Here is a 22,486-nt window from a genome sequence, read left to right on the forward strand (position 1 = left end):
TCAGCGACCGGCCAGGCTCCGAAGAGCCAACAGCCAATGCTCCATCAACTCGTCGAGGTCCTCGGGGTCGACGGCATCTGCGATATACGTGACGAAGGCGCGCACGACCGGCCCGTCCGGTGTGTCGGTGGCCATCGACTGGATGTCGATCTCGGCCTGGGCCGGCATCCGGTTCCCTCGTGCCATCACATCGCTGTCCGTGCTGCCCAACTGCGGCCCACGCACGTCCGGGAACCACGGCGCCGCCGCGATCTCGTCGGCGATGTCGCCGCCCGGGACCGTCCCGATGTAGTTGAACACGATCTGGGGCTCGGGCAGCGCGGCCAGGGTTGCAGCCGATTCCGGGTCCAGATAGCGCAGCATGCCGTAACCGATGCCCCGGTCCGGGTTCGCCGCCATCGCCTCGCTGGTCCGGTTCAACACCTCGCGGGCGATGTCGGGCCGTTCGAACAGCGCGGCCATGTCGATGCCGGACAGGTCGATCCTCGCGGGGAACATCGACGTGAACCAGCCGACCGTCCGGGACAGGTCCGCACCCGGCACCACGTCTTCCTGACGTCCGTGACCCTCGAGGGTCAGCAGCGCACTGGGCACCTCGATGCCGCGGTCCCGTCGCCATCCGACCACCGCAGCAGACAGGCCGGCAACCAGCTGGTCGGCCATTGTCGTCCCGTCGCCGGTGGCGCTCATCAGTGGCTCGACGATGTCGGCCGGGATCTCGATGGACGTCCTGGTGAGCAGGTCGGTCCGGTCGCGGTCGAGGTCGAGCCGGCGACTGCCCAGATCCGGGTCATCACCGTCGAGGATCGACGTCCAGTACTCGAGCTCACCTCGCCGGTCCGCGACCCGCTCATGCTGGCCGGCAGTCCAGTCCCGCCACGTCGTTCCCGCGTCGGGAAGCTCGACGGGAGCGCCTGCGGAGACCTGCGAACCCGCGGTGGCGATGTCCGCCACCAGGATTCGCCACGACACCGCATCCACCACGAGGTGGTGCGCAACGATCAGCAGCCTGCCGGCGGCATCCGGTCCCGCATCCAGCCAGGCGAGCCGCAGCATGACGCCGTCCTCAGGAGCGAGCCGGTCCATCTCTTCGAACAACACCTCACGCAAGGCGTTCTGGTATCCAGGCGTACCCGGACGGCTGTCGTCCGCCAGAGTCACGCGGCGCAGCAACGAGTGCACGTCCACAGATCCTGGTGCACCGATGAGCAGTGCCCCGGCGTCGCGATCGAGCCGCGACCGCAGGATGACGTGGGTGTCGATGACCGCGCCCATGGTGGCCGCGATCTGGTCTGCCGTGACGTCGGTAGGAAGGTTGACCACCATCGGCATCACAAACCTGCGGGTGTCTCCGCCGCGTTCGATCATGCGCGCTGCGGCGGGGCTGAGCGGGGCCAGCGTCGGGTCACCGGGCGCGCCAACGGGTTCGACGCTCGCGGCAGCCGTCTCATCAGTGTCAGAGGCGGCTGCGCGATCCACCGCAGCAGCGAGCGCGACGATGGTGCGGTGCTCCAGCACATCCCGGGCGGTGAAGTGAACTCCGGCCGACCGCGCCCGGCTGACGAGCTGCATCGCGAGGATGCTGTCGCCGCCGAGTTCGAAGAACGAGTCGTCGGCACCCACCGTGTCGGCACCCACCAGCTCGCCGACGATGCGGCAGAGCACTTCCTCGGTCGGGGTCGACGGTGCCCGGCCCGCAGCCAAAGTGGCCTCGGGTAGTGGCAGTTCACGTCGTGCGATCTTGCCCGACCGGCTGCGCGGGAACTCCTCCAGCGGGACGATCACCTCGGGCACCATGTACGGCGCGAGTGTGCGAGCGGCGTGTGCACGGACCGCCTGTGGATCTGCGTCGTGTCCGGTGACGTACCCGACCAGACGCTGCCGTCCGCCGTCCTCGTGCATCACCACGGCGGCCTGGGCCACCGAGTCATGCTGTGCCAACGCGGATTCGATCTCTTCGAGCTCGATGCGCAGACCGCGGACCTTCACCTGAAAGTCGACTCGGCCGAGGTACTGGAGTGTGCCGTCCGCGAGGCGCCGCACCCGGTCGCCGGTGCGGTACATCAGGGACCCGGCAGGTCCGAACACACTCGGGACAAAGCGTTCGGCAGTCAGGTCGGGACGGCCGAGGTACCCGCGTGCCAGCTGGTCACCGGCGAGGTACAGCTCACCCACCGCACCCACCGCGCAGGGCCGAAGCCACCGGTCGAGGACAAAGCTGCGGGTGTTCCAGACAGGCCGGCCGATCGGCGCCGCATCGGCACGGGTTGCGTGCCCGTTCAGGTCCGTCCCCGGTACGGCGACAACCTGCGAGGTGGCATCGACGGTGACCTCGGTGGGCCCGTAGAGATTCACCACCTGCGCGTCGGCGAGGTCGGCCACACGTTGGGCAAGCGACACCGGGAGGGCCTCGCCACCACTGAACACCGTGCGCAACGACTTCAACGATCCGGGTTCTGCCGACTCCGCGAACACGGCCAGCACCGACGGCACGAACTGCACCACGGTCACGTCGTGCTGCTGTACCAGCGACACCAGTTCATCGGCTTCGCGATGTGCCTGCGGACCCGCGATCACGGTGGTGGCACCGACGATGGTGGGCGCGAACATCTCCCAGACCGAGGCGTCGAAGGTGAACGGCGTCTTGAGCAGGACCACGTCGTCCGCTCCGAATCCGTGTTCGGACGCCATCCACTGGAGCTGGTTGACCAATGCCCGCTGGGAGATCTGGACACCCTTGGGCCGGCCGGTGGATCCGGAGGTGAACAAGACGTACGCCAGCGAACGTGGACGCACCCTGCCCCTGCGTTCGCCGGGACGTATCGGGCTGTCGTCGATGGACTGCAGATCCGGCACGGTCGGGTCCAGGCAGTTGACGCCGGGCAGCGCCGAACGCAGCCGGCCGAGCTGTGCCGAATCGGCCACCACGCAGGTGACGTCGGCGTCCGAGACGATCGTGCGCAACCGGTCGTCGGGCGCCTCCACATCGAGCGGCAGGTAGGCGCCACCCGCCTTGAGGATCCCGTAGACGGTCGCGACCTGCTCGAGGCTGCGCGACATTGCCACGGCCACAACGGCATCGGGTCCGACACCACGGGCGATCAGAGCCCGCGCCCGTTTGTTGCCGAGAGCGTCGAACTGCGCGTAGGTCAGCGACCGCTCGCCCTCGATGAACGCGACGGCGTCTGGAGTTGCCGCCACCTGCTCGGCGAACAGTTCCATGGCGGTGCGGTCGGCGATCTCTTTACGGGTGGAGTTCCAGGTGTCCAGTTGCGCGTGCAGTTCGTCCGCGTCGAGGAGGTCGAGTTCGCGAACCGGCGTCAGGCTTGCCTGCGCGAACGTGTCCAGGACCCTGACCAGTCGATCGGCCAGCACCTGTGCGCGGTCGTCCGGCACCAGGGACGGCAGGTACTTCAACTTCAGCGACAGATCTGGATCCGCCTGTGCCAGAAGTGTTGCCGGGTAGTGCGACGCGTCGTTGATCTGTGCGCCCGCGATCGACATCCCGTCGATGTCCGACTGCGCGTCGAGCTTGCCGCGGTCCACCGGGTACGACTCGAAGACGGTGAGCGTGTCGAACAGGATCGGCAGTCCCGCAGAACGCTGGATCGTGGGCAGCCCGACGTGGTGGGCGTCGAGGAGGCCTGCCTGTTCGGACTGGATCCGTTCGAGAAGTGCGAGAACGGTCTCCCTCTCGTCGAGCCTGATCCGCACCGGGATGGTGTTGATGAACAGTCCGAGTATCGACTCCACACCTGGGATCTCGGGTGGTCGACCCGAGACCGTGGCACCGAACACCACGTCGTCACTGCCCAGGGTGCGTGCCAGCACCAGACCCCATGCGGCCTGCACCAAGGTGTTCATCGTGATGCCGCGGTCCCGCGAGAGATCCGCGAGCCCTTCGGCGGTCCGACGACCGAGGTCCAGTCCCAACTCGATGGGGATCTGATCTCCGGCGCTTTCCACGGCCGGCTCATCGACCAGCAGGGTCGCCGAGTCGAGGCCGTCGAGGGCGTGTTGCCACGATCCGACGGCCGTGGCCATGTCGCGCTGGTCCAGCCAGGCCAGGAAGTCGCGGTACGAACGGGTGCGGGGCAGGTAGGAGTCGTCGCCGCCGGTGGCGTACAGCGTGAACAGCTGTTCCATCAGAAGCGGCCCGGACCACCCGTCCAGCAGGATGTGGTGATTGGTGAGCGACATCCGGTAGCGAGGGGTTCCGTCGGCATCCGGGGCGATACGCAGGAGCAGCGCGCGCATCAGCGGCGGAGCGGCCATGTCGAACCGGTCGCTGCGGTGAGCCCTGAGCAGCCGGTCGACCTCGTGGTCGGCGGCTGCGCTGTCGGTCCGGTAATTGTCGGTGAGATCGACGACCTCCCAGGCGATGTCGACACCACCGGCGATCACCTGGACAACCGAACCGTCGCCGATGTGCCGGAATCCTGCGCGCAGGTTGGGGTTTCGTCGCACGAGAGTAGCCATCGCCGCACGCAGGCGCTGTTCGTCGACGATCCCGCGCAGTTCGAGGACAACCTGGGCGGTGTAGACGTCCGTGACGTAGTGACCGGCCACCTCGGCGTGGAAGAGCATACCGATCTGCAGCGGCGAGAGCGGCCAGATGTCGTGCACGACGGGGTAATCGCGCTCTAGTTCCTCGATCTCACGCTGGCTGATCTGAACCAGCGGAACATCGGACGGGGTCAGTCCGCCGGCCCGGCCACTGCGCTCGTGGGTGGCGAGCGCGGTCGCCGCAGACACCCAGAGGTCGGCGAGTTCCTGGACATCGTCGTGGCCGAGGATTTCCCCCGCGTAGCCGAAGGAGGCCGATAGCCGGGCACCGTCGGCGTGGTCGGTGGTGACCGCGTTGATGCTCAGGACCGCGGGCACCACCATGCCTGGATCCTGTGCGCCCGCAACCGATCCCCCACCGTCGGTGGCTCGCTGCCACCCGTTGGCGTCTGCGACCGGGTCCGTGTCGTCGTTCCCGGCGCTGACGCGGCCGAGGTAGTTGAAGCCGATCTGGGCGCCCTCGTAGGCGGCGAGCGCGGGAACCGAACGCATTCCACCGTGAGCGAGGACGCCGAATCCGATGCCGTTGCCGGGCACTGCGAGCAGTTGCTCCTTGACGGCCTTGAAGGCCGAGCCCGCAGCAGGGCCACCGGCGAACGCGTCGCCCTGGTCGATGCCGGCGAGGTCGATGGCCAGCGGGTACATACTGGTGAACCAGCCGACCGTGCGAGACAGGTCGGCTCCACCGACGGCTTCTTCTTCGCGCCCGTGGCCTTCCAGATCGATGAGCAGCGTGTCCGAGTGCACCCCCCGACGCGCGCGCCATTGCCGCACGGCCAGAGCGAGTGCCGTCAGCAGCGCATCGTTGACACCGCCCCGGTAGGCAGAGGTGACGCCGGTCAGCATCGACTCGGTCACGTCGTTCGGGAACTCGACGTCCAGGCGTTCGACCGTGGACGCCGTGTCGCGGTCGGGATCGATCCGGCGATCACCCAGAGCGGGATCGTCGGTGGCGACAACCGCAGACCAGTGGTCGAGCTCGTCGTCGCGGTGTGTGGCGGTCTCGGTGAGCGCAGTTGCCCACGCACGCAACGAGGTTCCCACAGCTGGGAGGTCGGGGGTGCCGCCGTTCTCGCTCTGCCCCCAGGCGATGGCGAGGTCGGGCAGGAGGATCCGCCACGACACGCCGTCCACCACCAGGTGGTGGACGAGCACGTACAGCCGGCCGGTGGCGGTGCGGTCGACGGGATCGAACCAGACGACCTGCATCATGACGCCTGCGGTCGGGTCGAGGCGGTCGACCGCCGCCGCGGTGGTGGCTGCGACCATCGCCTTGAACTCCGGCGTCCCGGGCGTCTCGGAGAACTCCACGCGGGTCAGCACCGTGGCCGGATCGATGGTGCCGGCCGGCGGGACGACCAGGCTGGACGATTCCGGGTTCGTGTCGTCGACGAGCAGCCGCGCGCGCAAGGCATCGTGGCGGTCCAGGACGGCACCGACAGCCGAGAGCAGTCGCTCATGTCCTGGATCGGCGGGCAGGGTGAGGAAGCTCGCCTGCGAGAACTGCTTGTAGTGGCGGCGGGTGTCGACAAGCCACCGCATGATCGGGGTCAGCGGTACGGGACCGACTGCGCCACCGGGCAGTTCGGCCAGCATGCGAACCTCGGCGTCGGCGGCGAGCTTGGCCACCTCGGCCAGCTCCGCCACGGTGCGCCGATCGAACACGTCGCGCGGTGTCAGCACGATGCCGGCGGCGCGGGCCCTGGACACGAGCTGGATGGAGACGATGCTGTCGCCGCCCAGGGCGAAGAAGGAGTCGTCGACACCGATCCGCTCCACACCGAGTACCTCGGTGAAGAGGTCGGCCAGCCGCTGCTCCATCGGAGTGCTCGGGGCCCGGTAGGCGCCGGAGTTGCCGTCGAACACCGGCTCTGGCAGTGCGCGTCGATCGAGCTTGCCGGCGGGGGTCAGCGGCACCGAGTCGAGCACGGTGATCGATGACGGGACCATGTGCGAGGGCAACCGCTCACCCAGCCGGGCACTGATCTCGGTCGCCTGGACACTCCGGCCGGGCCGTGGGTACACGTAGGCGACCAGCACGGTCTGGCCGGTGTGGGGATGCGTGTGCCCGATCGTGATAGCGAAGTCGATGTCGGGATGCTCGCCGAGGGCGGAGTCGATCTCGCCCAGTTCGATGCGGAAGCCGCGGACCTTCACCTGGTAGTCGGTCCGGCCGAGGAACTCCAGTTCCAGGCGCTCGTCAGCGGTCCGCTTCCACCGGACGACATCGCCGGTGCGGTACATCCGAGAACCGGGTTCGCCGAACGGATCGGCCACAAAACGTTGAGCTGTCAGATCGAACCTGCCGAGGTATCCGCGCGCGACGGCGGACCCGGACACGTAGAGCTCACCGGCGACACCCGGCGGCACGGGCTGCAGGCGTGAATCCGCCACCAGCGCACGGACACCGGTGATCGGGCCACCGATCGTGACCGGCTGGGACGGGTCCATGGCGTCCGTGGACGTCGACCAGATGGTCGCCTCCGACGGGCCGTAGAGGTTGAACATCGCACGGTCCGGAGCCCAGCGCCGCACCAGTTCGGGCGGGCAGACGTCGCCGGCGACAGCAATCATCTCGACACTTCCGAGACCGTCCGGGGGCACGGTGGCCAGCGCGGCGGGTGTCACGAACGCGTGGGTGACCCGCTGTTCGGCGAGCAGCCTTGCCAGGTCCTCGCCACCGAAGATCGATGCCGGCGCGATCACCTGTGTGGATGCGGCGTTGATCGCCATCATGATCTCGAAGATCGATGCGTCGAAGCTCGGGGACGCGAAGTGCAGGACCCGTGACGACGAGGTCAGCGAGAACCGGGGACCCATCTCGGCCAACAGGTTGGCCAGACCCCGATGGGTGACACCGACACCCTTGGGTCGGCCCGTCGAACCGGAGGTGAAGATCACGTACGCGAGGTCGTCGAGGACGGGCGCGTGCGCCGGGAACGAGGCAGGTACATCCCCGCCGGTCTCAACTGTGCGGCGGCCGTATCGGTCCATGGTCTCGTCGGACACCGGTAGCCACTTGACCAATTGAGGGAGGCGGTCCACGATCTCGTCGGTCGTCAGACCGATGGTCACGTCGGCGTCGGCGACCATGTGCTCGATGCGGTCTGCCGGGTAGTTCGGATCGATCGGCAACACCGCGCCGCCCGACTTGACGATGGCCCAGAACGCGACCATCGAGTTCACCGATCGGCTGATCGCCAGGGCAACGGGCATCCCGGGTCGCACACCTCGGTCGACGAGCAGTTCGGCGTACACACCCGACCGGAAGTCGAGTTCACGGTAGGTCAGCGATTCGGAGCCGCACACGAGCGCCACACCGTCGGGGTTGCTCTGCACCGCGGCGTCGAAGATCTCCATCATGGTGCGCGATGGGACATCCGGCGGGCCGGCGACCGGCGACAATTCGGACCGCTCCGCGGGCGTCAGCAGATCGATGTCACCGATCCGTACGTCCGCGTCGGCGACGATGGCGGTCGCGATCGCGCTGAAACGCTCGGCCAGCGCGGCGATGGTCGACTGGTCGAACAGCGCGGTCGCGTAGGTGAACAGCGCCGTCAGACCCGTGTCGCCGTTGTCGTCGACCTCGTCGGCAAGGGTCAGTTGGAGATCGAACTTGGTTGTCGTGATCGGTGATTCGAGTCCGGACACGTGCATGCCCGGCAGCTCGAGCTCGGCCCGCTCGTTGTTCTGGAACGCCAGAGCCACCTGGAACAACGGCGCGTACGAGGTCTCACGCTCGGGCGCGAGGTGCTCGACCAGACGCTCGAACGGCACCTCCGTGTGTGTGAAGGCGGCGATGTCGGTGGCGCGTGTCCGGGCTAGCAATTCACTGAACGGCTCACCGGGCCTGACCTCGGTACGCAGCACGAGTGTGTTGACGAACATGCCCACGAGGTCGTCGAGTTCGGCCTCGCCGCGCCCGGCGATCGCGGTCCCGACGGCGATGTCGTCCGTGGTGCCCGACCGTGCGAGCAGCACGGCCAGCGCCGCGTGACAGACCATGAACATCGTGGCGTGATGGCCGGATGCCACGCGCGCGAGGCCCTTGCGCAATTCAGGATCGAGCGAGAACTCGTACGACGCACCAGCGGTCGACTGCACCGGCGGTCGCGGACGGTCGATCGGTAGATCGATGACATCCGGGATGCCGTCGAGTTGACGGGTCCAGAAGTCGATCTGACGCGCGGCCAGACTCTCGGGGTCGTTCTCGTCGCCGAGTACCTCGTGCTGCCAGAGGGCGTAGTCGGCGTACTGCACCGCCAGCGGCGACCAGCCGGGCTCACTGCCCCCGGTACGCGCGGTGTAGGCCACCATGACGTCACGCGCCAACGGTGCGATCGATGCGCCGTCGCCACTGATGTGGTGGATCACCACCACCAGGACATGCTCGGACGGTGACCGTCGAAGCAGTGCGATGCGGACCGGCACGGCAGCGGTCACGTCGAACCCCTCGCCGATCAACACACCGAGCTGCGCATGCAACTCGTCGTCGCCCGACACCTCACGCACGTCCAACGAGAGCCCCGCGGAGGGCAATTCGTCCACGTCGAGGATCAACTGGCGCGGTCCGTCGCCGTCATCCGGGTAGCGGGTACGCAGCACCTCGTGCCGGCTGATCACATCGGTCACGGCCTCGCGCAGTGCGTCCACGTCGAGGTCGCCGGACATCGCGATCACGGCCGGGATGTTGTAAGCCGGTGAGCTGGTGTCGAACTGGTTGATGAACCACATGCGGCTCTGCGCGGGCGACAGGGGCAGGAACGCCGGACGCTCGGTCGCCAGCAGCGCAGGACGCGCCCGGTCCCCGTCGGCGCGTTCGGCCAGCAGGGCGAGTCCGGCGACGGTCGGCTCGGTGAACAGGTCGCGCACAGCCAGGTTCGAGCCCACTGCAGCGTTGATCTGCGCGACCACACGGGTGGCCGACAGCGAGTTGCCACCGAGCGAGAAGAAGCTGTCCCCGGCACCGACCATCGTGGCCCCGACAACGTCGGCGAAGATGCCGGCGACGATCTCCTCCACCGGACTGCTCGGCGGCTGATAGTTGTCCGACGATCCGAACTCGGGCTGCGGCAACGCTTTACGGTCGAGTTTGCCGTTCACACTGAGCGGGAGCCGCTCGATCGGCACCACGAGCGCGGGCACCATGTACGCGGGTAGTTCCTCGGCAGCGGTCGACAGCACCGCGCGGGTGTCGAGAGCCGCGCCTGCGGACGGCACCAGGTACGCCACCAGCTGCTCACCGACGTGGGGGTCGCTGTGGACGGTGACCACCGCGGAATCCACCTGTGGCGACATGGTGAGGACGCGTTCGATCTCGCCGAGTTCGATGCGGAACCCGCGAACCTTCACCTGGAAGTCGCTGCGGCCCATGTATGTCAGGGTCGGCCTGGTGTCACCGGCGACAGTGGTCCAGCGCGCGAGGTCGCCGGTGCGGTACATCCGGCTGCCCGGCGTGCCGAACGGGTTGGCGACGAACCGCTCGGCCGAGAGGTCACTGCGCTGGTGGTAGCCGCGGGCCAATTGCGCACCGGCAAGGTACAGCTCGCCGGTCACCCCGTCGGGTACCGGATGCAGCCGGTTGTCGAGCACGAAGACCTGGCTGTTCCATTCCGGCCGGCCGATCGGTACCGCCGAACCCAGTTCGGACGGCACCTCCTGGTGGGTGATGCTGACCGCGGCCTCGGTGGGCCCGTACAGGTTGTGGATCTCCACGCCCGATGACGTTTGGGCAGTCAAGACCCGGAATCGCGAGACGACGTCCGGGGTCAATGCCTCGCCGATACACAGGACGTGCCGCAGTGTGGTGAGCTGGTCGGCCCGCGCCTCCTGCAGGAAGGCGTTCAGCAGTGACGGCACGAAGGTCACTGTGGTGATCGCGGTTCGCCGGATCAGTTCGGCCAGGTACGCCGGGTCGCGATGTCCCTGCGGCGAGGCGATCACCAGGCGGGCGCCCGCGGTCACGGCCCACCAGAACTCCCACACCGAGAGGTCGAAGGTGACCTGCGTGCGCAGGAGCACCGCGTCATCGGCGTCCAGGCGGTACTGCGCGGCGATCCAGTCGAGTTGGTTGACGATCGCGACGTGAGGCACCGCAACGCCTTTGGGTCGACCCGTGGACCCGGACGTGTAGATGATGTACGCCGTGTTGTGCGGTCGCAGCGGAGCCAGGCGGTCGCCCTCTTCCACCGGCGCCGAGGAGACTCCGGTCAGATCGAGGCCACAGACATCGAGCGTCTGGGTCGTCTCGGGCAGCCCCGCCGGTCGCTCGCCTGCCACCAGAATCAGCACGGGCCGGGCGTTGTCGACTATGTAGGAGATGCGGTCCAGCGGATGGTCCGGGTCGATGGGCAGGTAGGCGCCACCGGCAACGGTGACCGCGTACATCGCCACCACCAGGTCGATCGACCGCGGCATCGCAAGTCCGACAGTGGTTTCCGGTCCGACCCCACGGTCGATCAGGATCCGGGCCAACGCGTTCACCCGAACAGCCAGGTCGCCGTACGTCAGCGCGGTGCCGTCATCGGCCTCGAGCGCGACGTCTTCTGCGTTGTCTCGCATCGACTCCGACAGTCGGGTCGCGAGCGTGCCCGGCGACAGCACCACAGCGGTGTTGTTGCGACCACGGACAAGTTCACGCTGCTGTCGACCGGTGAGCATCGGCAGGTCACCGACGGCAACGAGCGGCTCGTCGATGATCTCGTCGATCAACGTGACGAAGCGGTCGGCGATCGCGCTCACCGTCTCCGGGTCGAACAGGTCGTCGGCGTACGTGAACACCGCGTCGAGTCCGGCCGGCAGTCCGTCGTCGTCGTAGTTGTCCGACAGGATCAGATGCAGGTCGAATTGTGCGACGCCCTCGGGCATCTCGACGGGTTCGATGCGCAGGCCGGCGAGGTCGAGGCTGGCGCGCTCGATGTTCTGGAACGACAGGCCGACCTGGAAGATCGGATGGTGGGCGGTCGAACGCACCGGATTGAGAACCTCGACGAGGCGTTCGAACGGCACATCGGCGTGGGAGAACGCTTCGGCGTCACGGTCGCGGACGGTGTCCAGCAGCGCACCGAAACCACGGCCGAGATCGATCTCGGTGCGCATGGCGAGGGTGTTGACGAACATGCCGATGACACCTTCGACCTCGCTCTCGACCCTTCCGCTCACCGGCGTACCGACGGTGATGTCGGGGTTGCCGCTCAGACGCGCGAGCAGCAGCGCGAAGGCGCCGTGGAAGGCCATGAACGCACTGGCTCCCCTTGCGCGTGCCAGGTCGGCCAGGCCGCGATGGGCCTCGGCAGAGATCGAGAACGACATCTGGCGTCCGCGCAGCGACTGCACCGGAGGACGCGGCCGGTCGGTGGGCAGCTCCAGCTGGTCGGGGATGTCCGCGAGGTTCTTCTTCCAGAACTCCACCTGGGTGGCCAGCACGCTGGTCGGATCCGACTCGTCACCGAGCAACTCACGCTGCCAGATGGAGTAGTCGGCGTACTGCACCGGCAGCGGCGTCCACTCCGGAGCCCGTCCGGCCGAACGCGCGTCGTAGGCGACCGCGAGATCGCCGACGAACGGCACCATCGACTGACCGTCGGCCGCGACGTGATGCACAACCATCGACAGCACATGGCGCTGTTCGTCCAGTCGCATCAACGCGATTCGCACGGGCACGGTGGTGGTGACGTCGAAGCCCCGTGCCACGAACCGGGTCAGCTCATCGAAGAGCGTGTCCTCGGTGGCATCGACCATCTCCATCTCCGGAGCGGCCTGCTCCGCCGTCAGGATCACCTGATGCGGTCCGGTCGGCGAGTCCGGGTAGATGGTCCGGAGCGATTCGTGTCGCGCGACCACGTCGTTGATCGCGCGCCGCAGGGCTGCAACGTCGAGATCGCCGACCAGCGTCACCGCGGCGGGGATGTTGTAGGCAACCGATTCCGGGTCGAAGCGGTTGAGGAACCACATGCGGGTCTGGGCCAGCGACAACGGGATCCGGACCGGGCGTGGTCGTGCCACCAGCGGCGGGCGGTGGGCACGTACACCGGTCCCGGAGGCCAGTCGCTCGGCGAGTTCGGCAACGGTCGGAGCGGCGAACAGCTCACGCACCCCGATCTTCCCGCCCAGGGCGGCCCCTGCGCGGCCGACGACCTTGGTGGCACTCAGTGAGTTGCCACCGAGGTCGAAGAAGCTCTCGTCGATGCTCACCTCGGGCAGATCGAGCACCTCTGCGAACACCTCGGCGAGGGTGGTCTCCACCGGATTGCGCGGAGCGCGGAACACGCGGTCGCCCACGGTGAAGACGGGTTCGGGCAGCGCACGACGGTCGAGTTTGCCGATCGGGGTGAGCGGGATGGCGTCGAGGACGGTCACCGCCGACGGCACCATGTGCTGTGGAAGATGTTCGCCCACATTACGTTTGAGCGCTTCCGGATCCACCTCGTGTCCGGGCTTGGGCAGGACGTACGACGCCAGCACGGTGTCGCCACCGGGTCCGGCGGTACCGACCGTGACCGCGAAATCGACGTCGGGGTGCGAATCGAGCAACTTGTCGATCTCGCCCAGCTCCACACGGAACCCGCGCACCTTCACCTGGAAGTCACTGCGCCCGACGTATTCGAGCGAGTGCCCGTTCCTGCCGGGGTCCATGCTGTAACGCACGAGGTCGCCGGTGCGGTAGAGCCGCGAGCCCGGCTCACCGTACGGATCCGGGACAAACCGCTGTGCGGTGATCTGCGGACGATCGTGGTACCCGCGGGCGACACCCGGGCCGGCCAGATACAGCTCGCCGACGACACCGCGGGGAACCACACGCAACCGCGAGTCGAGGATGCGGGTGGTCACGCCACGCAACGGCGACCCGATGGTGACCTTGGAGCCCGCGGACAACGGCGCGGTGATCGTGACGATGACCGTGGCCTCGGTGGGGCCGTAGGCATTTCGCAGCGCACCGGACCAGCGTTCGGTGAGCTCTGGCGGACAGATGTCTCCGCCGACCACCACCGAATGCACCGTGTCGAGCCCCGCCGGGTCGACGGTCATCAGAGCGGTCGGGGTCATCACCACATTGGTGATGCGTTCGGTGTGGATCAGTTCGGCCAGCTCGCTACCGCCGAACACGTCCTGCGGCGACACGATCAGTGTCGCGCCGGCGGTGAATGCCGCCAGCAATTCGCCGACCGATGTGTCGAAGCTCGGTGAGGCCACGTGCAGGAAGCGCGACGAGGTGGTGACGTCGTAGTGCTCGCGCACGTCGGTGGCGAGGTTGGCGAGCCCGTGGTGGGTCACCACCACGGCCTTCGGCTTTCCGGTCGAACCCGACGTATAGATGAGGTAAGCGGGGTGGTCGATGCGAAGCGGTGACATCCGATCGGCATCGGTGACAACGGCTTTGGAGCGGTCTCCGGTCTGCGCGTCGAGTTCGTCGAGGTCATACCAGTCGACGGAGGCGGGCAGCGCCTCGTCGTCGCCGAGCACGGTCAGACCGAAGGCCGTACCCGAGTCCTGGATCATCTCCATGATCCGTTCGAGCGGGTAGTCGAGGTTGATCGGCAGATACGCCGCGCCGGTCTTCGCGATCGCCCACGTGCCGATGATCGAGCTCATCGACCGGCGGACACCGAGTGCCACCACGGTTTCCGGGCCGGCTCCGAGTTCGATGAGCCGCCGGGCGAGCCTGTTGGTGAGCTGGTCGAGCGCCTGGTAAGTGAGCGTCTGGCCACGGTAGGACACCGCGACGCCCGCCGGGTTGGCCTCGACCCCTCGTGCGAGGAGGTCGGGCAGGGTCTGCGGTTCGACACCTTCAGGGCCGCAGACGGAGGTCAGATCGGCGAGTTCGGTCTCGCTCAACACGTCGACGTCACTGACGACCACGTCGGGGTCGACGGCGATAGCTTCGAGGATGCGCACGAACCGCTCGGCGAACGTGTTGATCGACGACTCGTCGAAAAGGTCCGTCGCGTAGGTGAAGACGGCGTTGATCGGCGCACCCGGCTCGTCGTTGTCGCCGATCGACAACTGCAGGTCGAACTTGGCGACGTCGAAGTCGGCGCGGACGGGCGACACCTTCAGACCCGGCAAGGTGAGTTCTGGTGCCTCGTTGTTGTCGAACGACAGCGCGATCTGGAACAGCGGGTGGTGAGCGGTGGAGCGGTGGACGTCGAGCACCTCGACGAGACGCTCGAACGGGATGTCGCCGTGGGCCATCGCGTCGATGTCGGCGGTTCGGACCTGCGCCAGCAGATCGACGAAACGGACCTCGGGATCGACCTCGGCCCGCAGCACGACGGTGTTGACGAACATGCCGACCAGCGGATCGAGGGCTTCTTCGCCTCGACCGGCGATCGGGGTACCGATGGCGATGTCGGCCTCACCGGTCAACCGCTCGATGAGCACCGCCAGGGCGGCGTGCATCAGCATGAACATGCTGACGTCGTGAGACCGCGCGACGCGCTGCAGCGATTCCCTGACCGACGGCGCGACGGTGAACGGCAGTGCGGCGCCGCGCAGCGACTGCATGGCCGGGCGTTGCCTGTCGGTGGGGAGTTCCACCGATTCCGGCAAGCCGGACAGCGTCTTTCGCCAGTAGCCGATCTGTTCCGCGGCGACCGAGCCTGCGTCCTTTTCGTCTCCGAGAACTTCGCGCTGCCAGATCGAGAAGTCCGCGTACTGAACGGCCAACGGGGTGTAGTCCGGGGCCTCCCCTGCCCGCCGCGCCTCGTAGGCGAGCACCAGATCGCCGAAGAGCGGAGCCATCGACGCACCGTCTGCGGCGATGTGATGGGCGACGAGCATCAGGATGTGTTCGGTTTCGCTGATGTGCAGCAACACGATTCGCATCGGGAGTTCGGTTGTCACATCGAACCCGGCGATCGCGTGGCGCCTCAGTTCATCGGCGATCGCCTCTGGATCCGACCGCACCTCCACCTCGTGGAAGATCCCGGTGACCGCCTCGTCCACAGGATGGATGAGCTGGTACGGACCGTCGGCGGTGTCGGGGAACGTGGTGCGCAGCGACTCGTGACGTTCGGCGACGTCGACGATCGCGGTGCGCAGTGCGTCGACATCGAGTTCGCCGGACAACCGCAGAGGGAGCGGCAGATTGTATGCGGGCGAGCTGGTGTCGAACTGGTTGATGAACCACATCCGCGACTGCGCGAGCGACAGCGGGATCCGCTCGGGGCGCGGCCTCGGGGCCAGCTCGGGCCGTGCCTGCGCTCCACCGGAACGCGAGGTGGTCAGCTCTGCCAGCTCGGCGACCGTCGGGTGGTCGAAGATGTCTCGCACGCTGATCTCGATGCCGAGTGCCGCCTGCACCCGGGCGGCCACGCGGGTGGCGCCCAGCGAGGTTCCGCCGATGTCGAAGAACGAGTCGGTGGCACTGACCTGTGATCGCTTGGCGATGTCGCCGAAGACCTTGGCGACGGCTTCTTCGGCCGCCGTGCGCGGAGCGATGTATTCCGCTGCACTGTCCATGAACTCGGGCTCGGGCAGTGCCTTGCGGTCGAGCTTGCCGTTGGCGGTGAGCGGGAACGAGTCCAATTCCATGATGGCGCTGGGCACCATGTAGGCGGGCAACCGGTCACGCAGTAGCCGCAGCAGGTCGGTGTTGTCGACGGGCTGCCCGGGTTCGGCGACCACGTAGGCGACGAGGTGTTTGTCGTCGGCCACGTCGACCACCACCACAACGGCGTCGGCGATCGACTCGTGGTCGGTCAGTGCGGCTTCGATCTCGGGCAGCTCGATGCGCAGGCCGCGCAGCTTCACCTGGAAGTCGGTACGGCCGATGTACTCGAGTTCGCCGTCGGTGCGCCTGCGGACGAGGTCGCCCGTCCGGTACATCCGCTCGCCGCGGGCCATCGGGTCCGCCACGAAACGGTCTGCGCTCAGATCCGGCCGTCCCACATAGCCGCGGGCCAGCTGGACACCGGTGAGGTACAGCTCGCCGGAGACGTTCGGTGGCACCGGCCGCAGACGGGCGTCGAGAACGTGCACGCCGGTGTTCGCCACCGGACGCCCGATGGGGACCACGTTCACGTCGTCGGCTGTGTACTGGTGATAGGTGACGTCGACTGCTGCCTCGGTCGGTCCGTAGAGGTTGTGCAGCCCGGCGTCGGTGAGCTTGGCGAACCGCGCCGCGGTGGCCGGCGGCAGCGCTTCACCGCTGGCGAAGACCCGCGTGAGACCCGCCAGCGAGGCGCTGTCGGCCTCGGCGAGGAACACCGAGAGCATCGACGGCACGAAATGCAGTGTGGTGACGCCACATTCGGCGATCAGCCGCCGCAGGTATTCGGGGTCGCGGTGGCCGTCGGGGATGGCGATGACAAGTGTGGCGCCGACCTGCAAGGGCCAGAAGAACTCCCACACCGACACGTCGAAGGTCGCAGGCGTCTTCTGCATCACCACGTCGTCGGCCGTCAGGGAGTACTCGGCCTGCATCCACAGTAGGCGGTTGACGATCGAGCGATGGCTGACCGCCACGCCCTTGGGACGTCCGGTGGATCCCGAGGTGTAGATGACGTAGGCGGTGTTGTCGCCTCGAAGCGGTGCGGTCCGTTCCTCGTCGGTGATGGGTCCGGTGGCGTAGCCATCGAGTTCGAGGGCGTCGATCACGAGGATGTCGGGATCGGCCGCTGTCCCCTCGGGGATCTCGAACCCGGTACCGGAGGTGGTGAGCACCATCTTCGGCTTGCTGCTGTCGAGCACGTAGGCGATCCGGTCGACCGGGTTCGCCAGGTCGATCGGCACGTACGATGCGCCGGCCTCCATGACGGCGTACATCCCGATCAAGAGCTCGAACGAACGCGGCATCGCCAGTGCGACATACACTTCCGGACCCACCCCGGCCGCGATCAGATGGCGCGCCAGGGCACTGACCCGTCCGGAGAATTCCGCATAGCTCAGCGTCGCGTCCTCGAACACCAGTGCTCTGGCGTCGGGGGTGCGTTCGACCTGCGCTTCGAACAACCGTGCCAGCGTGGGCTCGCCCTGATCGGCGGCTGAGCCCGACTCGGCGATCACCGAGGCGAGCATGCCCGCGAACTGCTCGGCGAAACCTTCTGCTGCCGCGCCTTCGAGCAGCCCCGGAAGCAGTGTGGACAAAGCGACCGTGACGGCGGCTTCGGGCCCCACGCCCACGGCCGCCAGCGTTGCGACCAGTTCGGTCGACTTCGCATGCAACGCGCCGTAGGTCACATCGGTCCCGTTGTGCGACAACGCGATGCCATCAGGGTTGATCCGCGCTGCGGTGGCGAGCAGCTCGGCGAGTGACTTGCCCTTCAGGTCCGACAGTGCCGAACCGAACCCTGCCGCCTCGTCTGCCGATGTTGATCCACCCATCGCCGAACGCTCGGCTTCGGTCAGGATCTCGATGTCGCCGACCGGGACCTCGGGGTCCTCGGTGATGGCGGTCAGCACGGCGAGGAACCGCTCGGCCATCGTCTGCACGGTCGACTCGTCGAAGATGTCCACGGCGAAGTCGAGGATCGCGTCGATCCCGCGGCCGCGGCCGTCGGCGCCGACGTTCTCCGACACCGTCAGGCCCAGATCGGATTTGACGTATCGGATCGGTGAGTCGAGCCCACTCACCTCGAGACCCGGCAGGGTCACCGTCGGCACCTCGATGTTCTGCATGGTGAGCATCGCCTGGACCAGCGGCGCGTACTTGCGCGAACGGGTGGGGGCCACGGCCTCGACAACCTGCTCGAACGGCAGGTCGGCGTTGTTGAACGCGGCGAGGTCGGCCGACTTCGCCGCGGCGAGGGTGGACACGAAAGACGAAGACATGTCGACGGTGCTGCGCAACACGAGCGTGTTGACGAACATGCCGACCAGTCCATCGACCGCCGAGGCATTCCGGCCGGCGGTCGGCGTGCCGACGGCGACGTCGTCCGAGCCGCTCAACCGGGCGAGCAGGATCGAGTACGCGGCGTGCACCACCATGAACATGGTGGTGTCGTTCTCGCGAGCCAGCGCCTGTAGCTGCGCCTGGAGCTCGGCGGGAATGGTGAACGTGACCTCGCCACCGGCAACCGACCGCTTGTCGGTGCGGGGCCGGTCGGTCGGCAGGTCGAGCAGCTCGGGCATTCCCGCGAGGTGCTCACGCCAGAACGAGATCTGCCGGGACGCAAGCGAATCCGGGTCGTCCTCGGAGCCCATCACGCCGCGTTGCCAGATCGCGTAGTCGGCGTACTGCACACTCAGCGGCCGGAAGGCAGGAGCCGCACCGGCAACCCGCGCCGTGTACGCGGTCATCAGGTCGGTGGCCAGCGGGACCAGGGACGAACCGTCTGCTGCGATGTGGTGGATGACCAGCAGCACCACATGGTCGTCGGGGGCGATCTCGAGCAACATCGCCCGCAACGGTGGCGCCGCGGTGACGTCGAATCCCTCGGTGGCGAGTTCGACGCACATCTCGAGCAGCTCGTCTTCGGACCCCACCGTGCGGGTGATCAACTGCGGCACAGCCTCGGAGACGGGAAGGATCTTCTGATACGGGCCCTGCACCGAGTCGGGGTAGACCGTACGCAGGATCTCCTGGCGCTCGATCACATCCATCAGGGCAGCGGTCAGAGAGCTCTCGTCGAGAGAGCCCCGCAGCCGCAGACCGAGCGGGATGTTGTAGTCGGCCGCATCGGGGTTGAGTCGGTTGACGAACCACATCCGTTGCTGCGCAAGTGACAGCGGGATCCGGTCCGGCCGTTTCTGCGGGGTGAGCGGTCGGATCGGCATGCCGTCGAGATCGGGCGAGGCACCGATCGCTTCGGCGAGATCCGCCACCACCGGCGAATCGAACAGGATCCGTACGCCCAGGCGCACACCCAGGATCTCGTTGATCCTGGCGATGGCACGGGTGGCGGCCAGCGAATTACCGCCGAGTTCGAAGAAGGAGTCGTCGGCGCCGACGGTGTCCACTCCCAGGACGTCTGCGAACGCAGCCGCCACAGCGTGCTCCATCGGAGTCGAGGGTTCACGATGTTCGCCTGTGGCACCGCGGAACTCGGGTGCGGGAAGTGCACGTTTGTCCAGTTTTCCGACCGGCGTCAGCGGGACCTCGTCGAGGATCACGATCGACGACGGCACCATGAACTTCGGCAGGAATCCCCCGGCGTAGTCGGCCAGGTCGCGGGCATCGATGGTGCTGCCCGAGGTCGGTTTGACGTATGCCGCCAGAGCCGTGTCACCACTCGGTCCGTCCACACCGATCGTCACTGCGAAGTCCACTGCCGGGTGTCCCGCCAGTACCGCGTCGATCTCGCCCAGTTCGATCCGGAAGCCGCGGACCTTGACCTGCTGATCGGATCGACCCATGTAGGCGATCTCGAAAACGGTCCGGCCGTCGGGCTTGGCCACCTCGACCCACCGCACCACGTCGCCGGTGCGGTACATCCGGACGCCTTCGCCGGCATAGGGATTGGCCACGAACCGATGCGAGGTGAGATCGGGTCGACCGCGGTAGGCACGCGAGACACCCGGACCACTGATGTACAGCTCCCCCGGCACGCCGGCGGGGACAGGACGTAGGCGACCGTCGAGAACAAGCGCTTCGACACCGGCGACGGGGCCGCCGATGGTGACCGGTTCACCCGGCACCATCGGATCGCTGATGTTCGTCATGATCGTGGTCTCGGTCGGACCGTAACCGTTGTAGAGGCGACGGCCGGGAGCCCAACGGTCCACCAGGTCACTCGGGACGGCTTCGCCGCCTGCGACCACGTCGGAGAAGTGCGGCAGCTCGGTCGGGTCCACCGACGCCAGCGCGGACGGGGTGATGAAGGCGTGTGTGACGCGGTTGTCGGCGAGCAGCTCTCGCAGTTCTTCGCCGCCGTAGACACCGGCAGGCACGATCACCATCGTGGCGCCGGCCCCGGCTGCCAGCAGCAACTCGAGGATCGATGCATCGAAGCTCGGCGAGGCGAAATGCAGTGTGCGCGAGTTGCTGTCGGTGTTGTAACGACGATGCTGCTCGGCGTTGAACGCCGCCAGGCCGCCGTGGGTCACCTCGACACCCTTGGGTTTTCCGGTGGTACCCGAGGTGTAGATGATGTACGCGCAATTGGCCGTGAGGACCGGGGCGCGGCGCTCGTCGGCGCTGATACGGCCGGCCGGATGGCGATGCAGGACCGGGTCGTCGATGTCGAGCCAGGCAATCGTCTGCGGCAACCTGACGGCATCGACCCGCCTGGTGAGGCCGATCGTCGCACCCGAATCGGTCAGCATGTGCTCGACACGATCGGCCGGGTAATTCGGGTCGACGGGGACAAAGGTGGCACCCGAACGAGCCACCGCCCAGACCGCGAGCACCGATTCGATGCTGCGGGTGATGCCCAGCGCAACCACGTCTTCCGGTCCCAGACCACGCGAGATCAGCTCGCGGGCAAGCCGATTGGAACGATCGTCGAGGTCGCGGTAGGTCATGCTCTGTCCGCCGCAGACGAGCGCGACCCCGTCGGGGTTGAGGTCCACCGCGGCGTCGAGCAGCTCGCTGAGCGTGGCGGGCGGCACCGGATCGACACCTCGGACCGGCACCAGGTCGGACATCGCCTTGTCGTCGAGCAAGGGGATCTCGCCCAGTACCGCACCGGGATCGGCGACCATTCCCTCCAGCACCCGCACGAGACGTTCGGTCAGCGAGGCGGCCGTGGAGCCGTCGAAGATGTCGGTGGCGTAGCCGAGGAAGCCCGCCATGCCCGCAGGTTTCCCGTCGTCATCCCACTGCTCGGTGAACTCGAAGGCGAGGTCGAACTTGCTGAACTCGGTGTCCACCGCACCGGGGGTCACCGTGAGGCCTTCCACGTCCAGGATCGGCCGCGCATTGTTGTTCAGCCCGAAGATGACCTGGATGAGCGGGGTGTGGGCCGTCGACCGGTGCGGTGTGAGCGCGTCGACGATCTGCTCGAAGGGCACATCGCTGTGGACAAACGCGTCGAGGTCCCGAGTGCGCACCTCGGTCAGGAAGTCCGCGACTGATCGATCCAGCGGTACCTGCGTCCGCAACACGAGTGTGTTGACGAACATGCCGACCAGCGCGTCGAGCTCGGGGGCTCCGCGCCCGCCGATCGGAGTACCCAAGGCGACGTCGTTGTCCGCGCCGGAACGGGCGAGCATCACCGCGAGAGCGGCGTGGATGACCATGAAGTTCGAGAGGCCGTGGGCACCGGCGAGCGCCACGACCCGCTTGTGCAGGCCCGGCGGGACGAAGAACAGATGGCTGGCCCCGACGCCGGTACGGGTGTTGGCACGCGGGCGGTCGGTGGGCAGCCCGATGACCTCGGGCAGCCCGGCGAGGTTCTCCCGCCAGAAATCGAGCTGGGTCGTCGCCAGACTTCCCGGCGCGGCACCGCTGCCGAAGTTCTGTTGCTGCCAGATCGCGAAGTCGGCGTACTGGACCTCCAGCGGCGCCCAACCGGGCGCGCGACCTTCCCGGCGAGCCTGGTAGGCGGTCAGCAGGTCGGTGGCCAGAGGTCGCATCGACAGACCGTCCGAGGCGATGTGGTGCACGACGATCACCAGCAGGTGTTCTTCGGCCGCACCCGGTTTCGGCGACTCCGGTTCGATCCGCCAGAGAGCCGCCCGGAACGGGACGGTCTTGGTGACGTCGAAACCGATACGGGCGAACGCCTGTAGTCGCTCCCACACCTCGCCCTGCGGAATCGAATCGAGACGCAACGGCGGCAGCGCGTCCATGATCGGGATGATGCGCTGTTCCGGTCCCTCGGGGCTCTCGGGGTAGATCGTCCGGATGACCTGCTGCCGTTCGACGAGGTCGACGAGGGCGGCGCCCATCGCCTCCACATCGAGATCTCCGGTGAGCAACAACGTCATCGGGATGTTGTAGGCGCCCGACTCCTGGTCGTAGCGGTTGATGAACCAGAGCCGTTGCTGCGCCAAGGACAACGGAATGCGTTCGGGCGTGGGGCCTTCGGGCTTCACGAAT

At 67.4% G+C, this 22,486-nt stretch carries 1 protein-coding gene (only partly in view); it reads right to left on the reverse strand.

The window, feature by feature from the left end; all coding sequences use genetic code 11:
- On the reverse strand, nt 1-22,486 hold the 3' portion of the coding sequence (locus KXR83_RS13025) for a non-ribosomal peptide synthase/polyketide synthase (RefSeq protein ID WP_437425178.1). It continues 11,375 nt past the right edge of the window; only the last 22,486 of its 33,861 coding nucleotides appear in the window; its start codon lies beyond the right edge, outside the window; its stop codon occupies nt 1-3.

The sequence above is a fragment of the Williamsia muralis genome, assembly GCF_051487485.1.
In the GTDB taxonomy this organism is placed as follows: Bacteria; Actinomycetota; Actinomycetes; order Mycobacteriales; family Mycobacteriaceae; genus Williamsia; species Williamsia muralis_B.